Consider the following 12,042-nt stretch of genomic DNA (forward strand, 5'->3'; position numbering starts at 1 on the left):
AAAACCCTGATAAATTGACTCTACCAGGGTTTCCTCTATATTTTAATCGAATTAACCGTTGATTTTAAGTTTCATTCCCGGCCTTAAATTGTTACCGCTGATGCCGTTCCATTTCTTGATGTCGGAAACGGTAACACCAGGATACTTTTGTGCAATGGTAAAAAGTGAATCGCCTTTCTTAACAAGGTAATGACTTTGCCTGATCGCATTTTCCTTTTTTACCCTCGCAGCCACCTGGTTGTCATCAGACTCTATTTTCATAATGGTTAACTTACTGCCCAATTGCACATTGCTATCAGTCATGTTGTTCCATTCCTGAAGCTGCGCTACGGTTACGCCATTCTTTTTTGCGATAGCGCCCAGGTTGTCCCCTTTCTGCACGACGTAATATGTCGGGGTCATTCCAGCCGACTCTTCCTTAAGGTCCTCGACAGCCTTCCTGTTGATCTTAAGTTTTGTATCGAGCAACACATTGGTATCTTCCATATTGTTCCAGTCTTTCAACTCGGCAATAGTCACACCGTATTTTTTTGCAATGGTACTCAGGTTATCCCCTTTCTGCACGGTGTAAAACTCTGGTGTCTCCGTCGACTCAGCCGCCTTAGGCTCTCGTTGTGAGGCAGCGACTGTTTTTTCTTCCTTCGCTGCAGCCAACTTCGTCTCTTTCTTCACATTAGCCGCAATGGCTTCATTTTCTGAAACGACGATCCTTAATTTCCTTCCGAGTGGTGCGTTATTACTTTTCAGCCTGTTCCATCGCTTAATATCCGAAACCGTCACACCATATTTCGAAGAAATTTCACTTAAATTATCCCCTCTCCTTACGGTATGGTATTTGGTGCGGGATCTGGGCGTCATCGTAGAATCTGCGGAAGCGATTGCTGTAGAATCCCTGGAAGTATTCATGCGGATACGATCAATGAATGGCCTTTCGCGTTTTTCATTTTCATGTGTCACGTAGGCATAGACTTTATCTTCATTAGAAGCAAACATTGCAATCTTCTCCGCAGGCAACCTCAGGAAGTGACTTACATTAGCATAATAAGGTATCACGTTCATCTTATACGAAGGGTTCAGCAATTGCAATTGCGCTACGGGAACATCCAAGAGATCAGACAACTGCTTGAAAGTAATCTGCTGTTTAATCATAATGGTGTCTGTGGCAAAATGCTTGATTATGGCGCGATTAGGAACAATTCCGTGTTCTTTATGGTACGTATAAATGTACATCGTTGCCAAGAATGCCGGCACATATCCCTGCGTTTCCTTCGGAAGGTTTTTCCGGATATTCCAAAAATTCTGTTGGCCTCCGGAACGGCGTATGGCTTTGGCCACATTTCCTGGTCCGGAATTGTAAGACGCTAAAACGAGGTCCCAATCGCCAAAGATCTTATACATATTGCTCATGTATTGCGCCGCCGCATCACTTGCCTTCTGCGGATCGCTTCTTTCGTCTACATACGAATCAATGTTCAGGTTGTACTGTTTCCCAGTTTGGTACATGAATTGCCATAATCCGGTTGCTCCAACACGGGAAACGGCTTTTGGATTCAACGCCGACTCGACGATCGCAAGATACTTGATCTCCAACGGCACGTTTTGTCTGGCAAGGGACTCTTCAAACATAGGAAAGTAATATTCAGAAATGGCCATGAGCCTTTCGTACGATTTCTTCCTGTTTTTAAGGAATGACTTGATGATGTTTTCCAATCCCTGATTCCACTCAATATTGAATGGCGATTTCGCATCCATTTCCTTCAACCGTGCTTTCAGCAATTCTGTTGGCAATTCGTAATCTACCTTCTGGTCAAGATTGATGTTCTTGATGTCTGCAGAAAGGTTGTCAAATAAATCGAGGTTGGTCAGTTCCTTCATCCACAGGCTGTCTACGCAAGACGCAACGGCATCCCTTCGGAATGTAGATTTAATAGAATCTAAATAGGAAATTTTAATTTGAGGTTTCAGCAGATTAGCTGCTGTTTTGGTTGTGTCCTGGGCAAATATTGTTCCCGACACCAACAGGAGAGCAGATAAGGTGATGTTTTTTATATTCATATTTACGTTTTTATCGTTTTTGCATGAAGGGGCTCATGTGCTCAAAAACTTCAATTCGTTTCATTAAATTGTTCCTGTAAAAGAACGTACAATGTCAAAATGCTATATTTCAAACCATTGCAATTGCAAACATAGTAATCTTATAACAAAGTCCACTTAACATATAACTTAAAATTATGTGAAAAATTGTTAATTGTGATTTCACTAATCCAGTATGGCCGCGATTCCGGGAAGCGTTTTTCCTTCTAACATTTCAAGCATAGCGCCACCTCCCGTAGATACATAGCTCATTTTTGATTCCAATCCGAATTGTTTGACAGCCGATACGGAATCTCCTCCACCCACCAATGAAAACGCACCATTTTGCGTCGCCTCATCGATATAATGACCGAGTGCGATTGTCCCTTTTGCGAAAGGTTCCATTTCAAAAACCCCGAGCGGACCGTTCCAAAGAATGGTCTTGGACGCTAAAATTACCTTCCTGAATATTTCCAATGACTTGGGTCCCGCATCCAGACCCTGCCATCCATCGGGGATTTCGCGTACGTCAACAATCTTAGTATGGGCATCCTTAGAAAAAGCATCTGCCGCTACTACATCTACCGGAAGGTGTATCTGGACATTTTTGGCTTTGGCTTTTTCCAGAATCTCTAACGCCAGGTCCAGTTTGTCGTCCTCGCAAATCGAATCTCCAATTTTTCCACCCAGCGCTTTTATAAAAGTAAATGTCATTCCACCGCCTATAATCATATGATCCACTTTATCGAGTATGTTCTCAATAACCGTAATTTTGGATGACACTTTACTGCCGCCCAAAACTGCCGTAACCGGCTTTTCGGAATCTTTTAAAACCTTGTTGAGGCTTTCGATCTCCTTTGCCAACAATGCCCCAAAACACTTGCTGTCCGGGAAAAACTGGGCGATGATCGTCGTTGAGGCGTGGGCGCGGTGTGCCGTACCAAAAGCGTCATTTACATACACATCTCCAAGAGAGGCGAGTTGCTTCGCAAAATCTACATCGCCTTCTTCCTCTTCCTTGTGGAAACGCAGGTTTTCAAGCATCAGTACTTCACCTGGCTTTAGCTCTTGCGCGGCGGATTTTGCCTTATCACCAATGCAGTCTTCAACAAATTTGACCGGTGTCCCTAAAATTTCAGAAGTCTTATCAACAATATGCTTCAGCGAATATTTTTCTTCTACGCCTTTCGGCCTGCCCAAATGCGACATCAGTATAACGCTTCCACCGTCGGATAAAATCTTGTCGATGGTTGGCTTTGCTGCCTCGATACGGGTGTCATCGGTTACATGGAAGTTTTCATCCAGTGGCACGTTAAAGTCGACGCGGATGAGTGCTTTTTTATCTTTAAAATTAATGTCGTTCAGGGTTTTCATTATACTTGGTTTCGTTTGTTGGTTTTTTTTAGCTGTGCAAAGATACGGTTTTTTGCCAATGAATATGCTTAAAGAGCCTGTCTACAGGCTTATTACATCAGCGCAATCGATATCATTTCTAATTTTAAAAGGAAAGCCCCGCGGGGGAGCGGAGCTTTGCCTAACCAAAAAAACCTTAAAATCACGAAATTACTTTACAAGCATTGCTGCTTTGGTAAAAGTGACACAAAGGAAAGTGAATCACATGCTCTCTGAAAATTAATGAGGTAAATACTCAAAAGTTGGCGGTAAAAAAGTTAAAATCCAATTTTGGCACCTTGACCGCCCGGCAGTCCATCTTTTAAAAAGCAGAAGTCATCAAAAACAAAAAACGGCCTGCCGAAGCAAACCGTTTCTCAAAAACTATTTATCTTAAAATCTAAATCGGTCAAATCTAAAAAAATTTCTGATACGTTTTATAAATATGGGGCCTTTATTTAAAACTATTATTTAAAAATCCGCAGACTTGTGCACTAAAATCACGAGTTGTCCTACGTATTCATCAGGCTTTCAATTTCATCGGCTTCAATCGGAATGTTGCGCATCAGATTAAACGGTTCGCCTTTCTCCTGAACCACAACATTATCCTCAAGCCTGATGCCAAATCCTTCGGCCGGAATGTAAATTCCCGGTTCTACTGTAAAGACCATATTCGCTTTCATGGGTTCATGCAGCAAACCGTAGTCATGCGTATCTAATCCCAGGTGATGCGATGTGCCGTGCATGAAATACTTTTTGTATGCCGGCCAGTCCGGATTTTCATTTTGAACGTCTGCCTTGTCGATCAGTTTCAGCCCGAGCAGTTCTGACGTCATCAATTTACCGACTTCAACGTGGTATTGTTTCCATAAGGTTCCCGGAACCAACATTTTGGTGGCTTCGTTTTTTACGCGTAAAACGGCATTGTACACTGCCTTCTGCCTGTCTGAATATCTCCCGGATACCGGAATCGTACGGGAAAGATCGCTGGAATAGTTGGCATATTCGGCGGCGACGTCAAGCAGAATCAAATCTCCCGCCTTACATTGCTGGTTGTTTTCGATATAATGCAATACGTTGGCATTATTCCCGGATGCAATAATGGGTGTGTAGGCAAAACCCTTGGAGCGATTGCGGACAAACTCATGGATCAGCTCGGCTTCGATTTCATATTCCGTGACATTTGGTTTGACAAACGACAACAGCCTGCGGAAGCCTTTCTCGGTAATGTTACAGGCCGTTTGCATCAGGTCGATCTCTTCGCTTTCCTTTACAGAACGGATGCGTTGCAAAATCGGGTTGCTTTTCGCCACGGCATGCGCCGGATATTTTTCCTTCCACCATTTTACAAAACGGGCTTCCCTGGTTTCGGTCTCTACGGACTGACGGTAATGTTCATTTGTATTGATGTACATCGTTTCAGCATACGTCATCAACTCAAATAGGATTTTTTCAAAGTCCTGAAGCCAATAGACGGTTTTAATTCCGGACACTTCAAACGCGCGTTCCTTCGTCAGTTTTTCACCTTCCCAAATCGCAATGTGCTCGCTCGTTTCTTTCAGGAATAAAATTTCCTTTTGATGTGCATAAGGTGCATCGGGAAACAATACCAAAATGCTTTCTTCCTGGTCTACGCCTGATAAATAAAAAATGTCCCGATGCTGGGCGAAGGGCAAAGTCGAATCAGCGGAAACTGGGTAAATGTCATTCGAATTGAATACGGCAACGCTGTTCGGTTTCATCTGCGCGGTAAACTTGGTGCGGTTTTTTATAAAAAGATTACGGTCAATCTGGTGGTATTTCATTTTTTTAGTGGTTAGTAGTTGCCTATCGGCAATCGTTATTTGCTATACAAAGCTACTCAAACTAAAAAAACAACAACCAGCCAAATGGCGTTATTTTATATTTTTACGGATGCGGCTCATGTGCCGGTCAGAAATCCCCAAAAATGAGGAAAGATAATGCAGTGGCACTTCCTGTAAGAGTTTCGGCTCGGTCTGCAGCAATTTTTTATAACGCGCTTCCGGCGTCATGGTCAGCAGGTCGATGCGGTAATCATCGATCAGGCAGATTTGCTTTTCGATTAAATTATAGTATGCGCGGTGAAAAGCGCTGTTGTGTTGGATAAGGTACTTAAACGCATTCAGGTCCACCACATACAAGCGACAGTCGGAAATGGCCTTTACGCTTTTGCGCGAAGGTTCCCGGCGTAAGAAACTATTCAGCGAGGTGGTAAACGAATGCCGCAGAGCGAGATAAGTTGTCACTTCGTTTTCGGAAATCAGTATCGCATGTTGTAAAATCCCGCTTTCAATAAAGCAGAAATACGGGCAGATGCCACCTTCTTTTACGAGAAATTCATTCTTTTTCAGCGTCAAAACGGTAAACGCGGCGCTTGTGGCCTGAAGCTGCGCAGAAACCTCCAGTGAATTTTCACCGATAAATTGCTGCAAAGCGTTTAGAAAAATTTCTGAAGCGTCCTGTTTGTCCATAACACAAAGCTAGCCATTTTCCGGCTTATGGAATCCATTTGTAATAACGCGCACCGATCAGGTTCGGATGCTCCTTTTCTATGCGTTCCAGAATCCATTCGGCTTTGGGTTGCCGGACACTTTGCTTTTGTTCCTTCTTGTGCAGTGCTTCATAGGTCAGAAAATCAATTTCCACACTTTGTTCCAAAGTTTCAAAAAGCTTTACCAAACCAATAGCGGCCTTCCAATTTGGCTGAATTGTACCTTCAAAAACCTTTGATTTGGAACCGCTGCCGTATGCCATAAAACCAAATGTTGCGCCCGAAATCTCGCCATCGGAATCATAAAAATGGCAAAGTGTGGAAAGCAGGCCCATAAATATAGAGCCGGTGTACAGATTCCCTATTAACGAAGACGCTCTTTCCGCAGGCTGTAATTTAGTTGCCACAAAATCAAGATAGGCTGCTGATTTCGCTATTGATTTTAAATCGTCGGGAGATGTGCCCGGGTTGGCATCCAGCGCGTAAATCTCAGGAAGCATTCGACGTCCCTGAAACGAGTATGGCAGGTGCATGATAATACTGCGCCAGGAATTGTAAAGCGGCCCTTCACGCCTACTCATCTCTTTTAACCGAAAATAAGCAGTGCGCGTGCGGTCCATATAACATTGGTTGGAATACTGCCCGTCAAAAACCGGCTGGTCTTTGTGGATTTCGATTTCAGCTTCAAGATTCCCGAACCATTCCTCATTATCCGCTTTTTTGATAATTTCCGATTTAGCAATGGTCCGATAGGGTTTAAAAAAGTCATAAACACCCTTTGTATCCACCGCCCAATCCTGCGAAAACGAAATGATCTTTGGATCTGACGACACGAGCATGGCCACCGCGCCCGCACCCTGCGTATATTCACCGGTAGAATTCAGGTCGTATTTTGCAACATCTGTACACACGACAATCGCCTTTTTATCCGGGTTTAACCGAACGAAATCAATACAGTTTTGGAGCGCATCCACGCCACCAATACAGGCAAAGGTAAAGTCGACCACATCACAATGGCCCAGACTGCCTTCGCCGAACTGCTGCTCCATCAACGAAACCAGGAATGAGGCAATCGGTTTAGAGTTGTCAATACCGCTTTCTGTTCCGACATAAATACGCGAAATGGATTTTGGATCCGCTTTGCTTTGAAGCATTAGTTTCGTCAACGCATTGGCCCCAAAAACCACGGTGTCCTGATGCACATCCGGTAAAGTCATTTTTAAAAGGCCAAGGCCATTTTCGAGTTTTTCAGGTTCAATCCCACGCGCCTCAGCAAAGGATTTTATACGTAAATGTATTTTGGCAACATCAAACGCGATGGCGTCAATTCCGATAGTCATAGTTCTATTTTTGGAGGAGTAAAATTACAATTAATGAACGTCGATACTTTCAAAAACATATTTGCCGAATCACTTTTACGGATATCAAAATTCTGTACGAAGTAAATTACCAATTATTCAAAAAATATTTTTAAAAAGGCATTATAATGGTTATTTTAGCGTGATAACCTTTTCGAATGCCGATGAAACAACTTATAAATCTTGTCTGTGTCCTTTCTATATTCACATCTGCTGCCCAGCAGAAGCCAGCCTACCGGATTGTTGACAAAAACGGAAAGCAAACTACCTACGCCAAACTCGTTAAGGCGGCGTCAAATTCCGAAGTGGTGTTGTTTGGCGAATTTCATGACAATGCCATTGCACACTGGCTCGAACTGGAGCTTACAAAAGATCTCGCGCAGCGGAAAAAACTTGTTTTAGGCGCAGAAATGCTTGAAGCTGACAACCAAAAGCAGCTGGACCAGTATCTTAAAGGTGAAATCGATGATAAAAAACTTGACAGTACCGCCCGGCTTTGGCCTAATTTCAAAACCGATTATAAGCCGTTGGTGGATTTTGCAAAAGAGAAAAACATTCCGTTTATCGCAACCAACATTCCGCGCCGCTATGCCAGCCTCGTCTATAAAAAAGGTTTTGAGGCCTTAAGTGGGCTGACAGCTGAAGAAAAAACCTGGATGGCCACTTTGCCAATTGCGTACAACGCCAATTTGCCGGGCTATGTAAAAATGGTTCAGGAAATGGGCGGGCACGGAGGAGAAAACCTTCCAAAGTCGCAAGCAGTAAAAGACGCCACCATGGCTTACTTTATCTTTAAAAACATAATCCGGGATGCTGTTTTTCTACATTATAATGGTGCTTACCACAGCGATTACTTTGAAGGCATTTCCTGGTACCTGAAACGAAGCGACGCAACACTGAAAATATTGACGATTTCGACGGTGACCCAAACCGATATTTCAAGGCTTGACACCGAAAATCTTTTGAAAGCAGACTTCATTATCGTCGTTGATGAGGACGTGACAAAAACCTATTGAGTTCAACACTTTATATTGATTATAAATAAGCCTAAAATGATTGTGGCAAATACCAAATACCACTATTTTTGTATGATTTTTAAAAACAATTAACCTGACTTATGGCACAAACTGCACTATTAAAGTCCTCCATTGCCAGGAAAGTTGCAATGGCACTTTCCGGAATGTTCCTGGTCCTATTTTTAGGACAGCATTTTTTCATAAATTTTACTTCCGTTTTTGGTCCTGACAATTTCAACGCCATTTCCCAATTCATGGGGTATAATCCATTGGTTCAATACATTATCCAGCCGATTTTGATCTTTGGCATTGTATTCCACTTCATTATGGGTATTTACCTTGACATCCAGAACAAAAATGCAAGACCCATAAAATATGCGAAAAATAACGGCGCTGCCAATGCATCGTGGGCTTCCAGAAATATGGTGCTGACAGGGCTAGTCGTATTGGCATTTTTAGGATTGCACTTTTACGACTTCTGGGTTCCGGAAATTGCTTACAAATATGTGTCCGTCAATGAAATCGTCACAGACAGGTATTACGATGAATTGGTACATAAATTCCACGATCCGATCCGGACCGGAATCTACTGCTTGTCATTTGCCGTTTTAGCGGTGCATTTGTGGCATGGCTTTGCCTCCTCTTTTCAATCCGTTGGCTTTAGCAATAAATACTCTCGCGGATTGAGCAAATTCGCCTATGCTTTTGCCGTAATCGTACCCTTAGGATTTATTTTCATCGCTTTGTTTCACCACTTCAATCATTAATATCATTTCATAATGGCATTAGATTCAAAAATACCAGAAGGTCCTATTTCTGAGAAATGGACACACTATAAAGACCACATCAACTTAGTTAATCCAGCCAACAAGCGTAATCTCGACATTATCGTTGTTGGGACGGGACTGGCGGGAGGCTCCGCAGCGGCTACGTTGGCAGAACTGGGTTATAACGTAAAAGCTTTTTGTTTCCAGGATTCCCCACGTCGTGCGCACTCGATTGCAGCACAGGGCGGAATCAACGCTGCGAAAAACTACCAGGGTGATGGAGACTCTACTTTCCGTCTTTTCTACGATACTGTGAAGGGGGGCGATTATCGGGCTCGCGAAGCAAATGTGCACCGTCTTGCAGAGGTTTCAGCGAATATTATTGACCAATGCGTTGCCCAGGGCGTTCCTTTGGCACGTGAATACGGCGGATTATTGGACAACCGTTCTTTTGGTGGTACTTTGGTTTCACGTACCTTTTATGCCAAAGGACAAACCGGACAGCAATTGCTGCTCGGTGCTTATTCCGCAATGAACCGCCAGATTGGCCGTGGAAAAATTAAGATGTTCAACCGCCATGAAATGCTTGATTTGGTCATTGTAAATGGCAAAGCCCGCGGAATCATTGCGCGGAACTTAGTCACCGGAGAAATCGAAAGGCACTCAGCACACGCAGTGGTCATCGGTTCCGGAGGATATGGAAACGTATTTTTCCTTTCCACAAATGCAATGGGCAGTAATGCCACCGCAGCCTGGAAAATCCATAAAAAAGGAGCGTTTTTCGCCAATCCGTGCTACACACAAATTCACCCAACCTGTATTCCTGTTTCAGGCGATCACCAGTCAAAACTGACATTAATGTCCGAATCTTTGAGGAATGACGGAAGAATATGGGTGCCAAAATCATTGGAAGACGCCAAGGCAATCCGTGAAGGCAAAAAGAAACCAACCGATTTAACCGAAGACCAAAGGGATTACTACTTAGAAAGAAGGTATCCTGCTTTTGGAAACCTTGTGCCACGTGACATTGCGTCGCGCGCCGCAAAAGAGCGTTGTGACGCCGGTTTCGGAGTAAACAAAACAGGTGAGGCTGTATACCTCGATTTTGCTTCGGCGATTGAGCGATACGGCAGAGACCAGGCAAGGATCAAACATTTGGATGAAAATGATGCTGCTTTGGTGAAAAAATTAGGAACAGAAGTCGTGGCAAGCAAATACGGAAACCTGTTCCAGATGTATGAAAAAATCGTTGACGAAAATCCATATGTGACCCCAATGATGATTTACCCGGCGGTACACTACACCATGGGTGGAACCTGGGTTGATTACAACTTAATGACTACGATTCCGGGCTGTTTCTCTATCGGAGAATCCAACTTCTCTGATCACGGGGCCAACCGCCTCGGAGCCTCTGCCCTAATGCAGGGATTGGCCGATGGTTATTTCGTTTTACCATATACAATCGGTGACTACCTTGCTCCGGATATTAAAATGGGCAAAATTCCCACGAATACACCGGAATTTGACGAGGCTGAAAAAGCGGTTCGCGATCAATTGGAGAAATTCATCAACAACAACGGCAGCCATTCTGTAGATCACTTCCACAAGAAATTAGGAAAAATCATGTGGAATAAAGTGGGTATGGCACGTAATGCAAAAGGACTAACGGAAGCCATTTCAGAAATTGCCGCACTGCGCGAGGAATTTTATAAAGACGTAAAAGTTCCGGGAACAATCAACGGTTTCAACCAGGAATTGGAAAAAGCGATGCGCGTAGCCGATTTCCTTGAATTGGGAGAATTGTTCGCCAAAGATGCCTTACACCGAAATGAAAGCTGCGGCGGGCATTTCCGTGAAGAATACCAAACCCCTGATGGCGAAGCACAGCGTGACGACGAAAACTTCGCGTATGTTGCTGCCTGGGAATACAAAGGCAAGCCTAGTGACGCGGTTTTGCACAAAGAGCCGCTCGTTTTTGACAATGTGAAACTGGTACAAAGAAGCTATAAATAAGATATTAGATGTGAGCAATTAGAATTGAGATAAGACAGCTTTAGTTCTCTCCTCAATTCTCACCTCTAAATATTCAATACTATTAAGTTATGAAACTTACACTTAAAATATGGCGTCAGAAAAACGCCCAGGATAAAGGAAAAATGGTCGATTATCCAATCGATGGTATCGAACCTGACATGTCTTTCCTCGAAATGCTTGACGTACTCAACGAAGGGCTTATTAACAAAGGTGACGATCCCGTATCGTTTGACCACGACTGCCGCGAAGGAATTTGTGGCATGTGCTCCCTTTTTATCAATGGAGAAGCACATGGTCCGGATCGTGCTGTAACCACCTGCCAATTGCATATGCGCATGTTTAAAGATGGCGATACCATTTACATCGAACCGTTCCGCGCGAAAGCCTTTCCGGTAATTAAAGATTTGGTGGTCGACAGAAGCGCTTTTGACCGCATTCAGCATGCCGGTGGGTTTATCTCCGTAAATACATCCGGAAATACAATTGATGCGAATACGATTCCAATCCCTAAACACGATGCCGACCGTGCGTTTGATGCGGCCACCTGTATTGGTTGTGGCGCCTGCGTCGCTTCGTGCAAAAACTCCTCGGCCATGCTATTCGTTTCTGCAAAAGTTTCCCAGTTCGCCTTATTACCCCAGGGTAAAGTCGAGGCGGCAGACCGCGTATTGAATATGGTGCGCCAAATGGATTCAGAAGGTTTCGGGAATTGCACCAATACCGGTGCCTGCGAAGTGGAGTGCCCAAAGGGAATTTCTCTGGAAAACATCGCCAGGATGAATCGCGAATACTTATCGGCGAGCCTGAAAGGATAAAAGACATTATAAGTTGGCAAGTCTTGCCATCACTCAGTAACCGCGTTCATTTGGATGCGGTTTTTTTTATGGCGT

9 protein-coding genes are annotated in these 12,042 nt (G+C 43.7%); 4 read left to right on the forward strand and 5 right to left on the reverse strand.

Translation table 11 applies throughout. The features are described from left to right. Window positions 1-51: 51 nt before the first annotated feature. The 5 genes from CFE23_RS11950 to CFE23_RS11970 all read right to left on the reverse strand — a co-directional run bounded on the left by CFE23_RS11950 (window position 52) and on the right by CFE23_RS11970 (window position 7,317). Window positions 52-2,055 carry a LysM peptidoglycan-binding domain-containing protein gene (locus CFE23_RS11950; RefSeq protein ID WP_291088321.1) on the reverse strand — a complete coding sequence of 668 codons (2,004 nt, stop codon included), beginning with the start codon at window positions 2,053-2,055 and terminating at the stop codon, window positions 52-54. Between the two features lie 204 nt (window positions 2,056-2,259). Next, on the reverse strand, window positions 2,260-3,447 hold the full coding sequence (locus CFE23_RS11955) for a phosphoglycerate kinase (RefSeq protein ID WP_291088323.1): 1,188 nt from the start codon (window positions 3,445-3,447) through the stop codon (window positions 2,260-2,262). Window positions 3,448-3,977: 530 nt separating this feature from the next. Next, a complete protein-coding gene (locus CFE23_RS11960) occupies window positions 3,978-5,270 on the reverse strand; it encodes an aminopeptidase P family protein (RefSeq protein ID WP_291088325.1) in 1,293 nt (430 codons plus the stop codon). A 90-nt stretch (window positions 5,271-5,360) separates the two neighbouring features. Next, window positions 5,361-5,957: a Crp/Fnr family transcriptional regulator gene (locus CFE23_RS11965; protein ID WP_291088327.1), complete on the reverse strand. Its 597-nt coding sequence runs from the start codon at window positions 5,955-5,957 to the stop codon at window positions 5,361-5,363. A gap of 25 nt (window positions 5,958-5,982) precedes the next feature. Further along, entirely contained in the window at window positions 5,983-7,317 is a 1,335-nt protein-coding gene (locus CFE23_RS11970) for a hydroxymethylglutaryl-CoA synthase (protein ID WP_291088329.1), read from the reverse strand. A 182-nt stretch (window positions 7,318-7,499) separates the two neighbouring features. On the opposite strand from CFE23_RS11970, the gene CFE23_RS11975 reads away from it, so the two are divergent. The 4 genes from CFE23_RS11975 (at window position 7,500) to CFE23_RS11990 (ending at window position 11,967) form a co-directional block, all read left to right on the forward strand. After that, on the forward strand, window positions 7,500-8,351 hold the full coding sequence (locus CFE23_RS11975; RefSeq protein WP_291088331.1) for a ChaN family lipoprotein: 852 nt from the start codon (window positions 7,500-7,502) through the stop codon (window positions 8,349-8,351). Between the two features lie 101 nt (window positions 8,352-8,452). After that, entirely contained in the window at window positions 8,453-9,118 is a 666-nt protein-coding gene (locus CFE23_RS11980) for a succinate dehydrogenase cytochrome b subunit (RefSeq protein ID WP_291088333.1), read from the forward strand. A gap of 12 nt (window positions 9,119-9,130) precedes the next feature. Beyond that, entirely contained in the window at window positions 9,131-11,131 is a 2,001-nt protein-coding gene (locus CFE23_RS11985; protein WP_291088335.1) for a fumarate reductase/succinate dehydrogenase flavoprotein subunit, read from the forward strand. Between the two features lie 89 nt (window positions 11,132-11,220). Then, window positions 11,221-11,967, forward strand: coding sequence for a succinate dehydrogenase/fumarate reductase iron-sulfur subunit (locus tag CFE23_RS11990; protein ID WP_291088336.1), 747 nt, complete (start codon window positions 11,221-11,223; stop codon window positions 11,965-11,967). Window positions 11,968-12,042 lie beyond the last annotated feature (75 nt).

Source organism: Flavobacterium sp. BFFFF1 (assembly GCF_002256285.1).
Taxonomy (GTDB): Bacteria; Bacteroidota; Bacteroidia; order Flavobacteriales; family Flavobacteriaceae; genus Flavobacterium.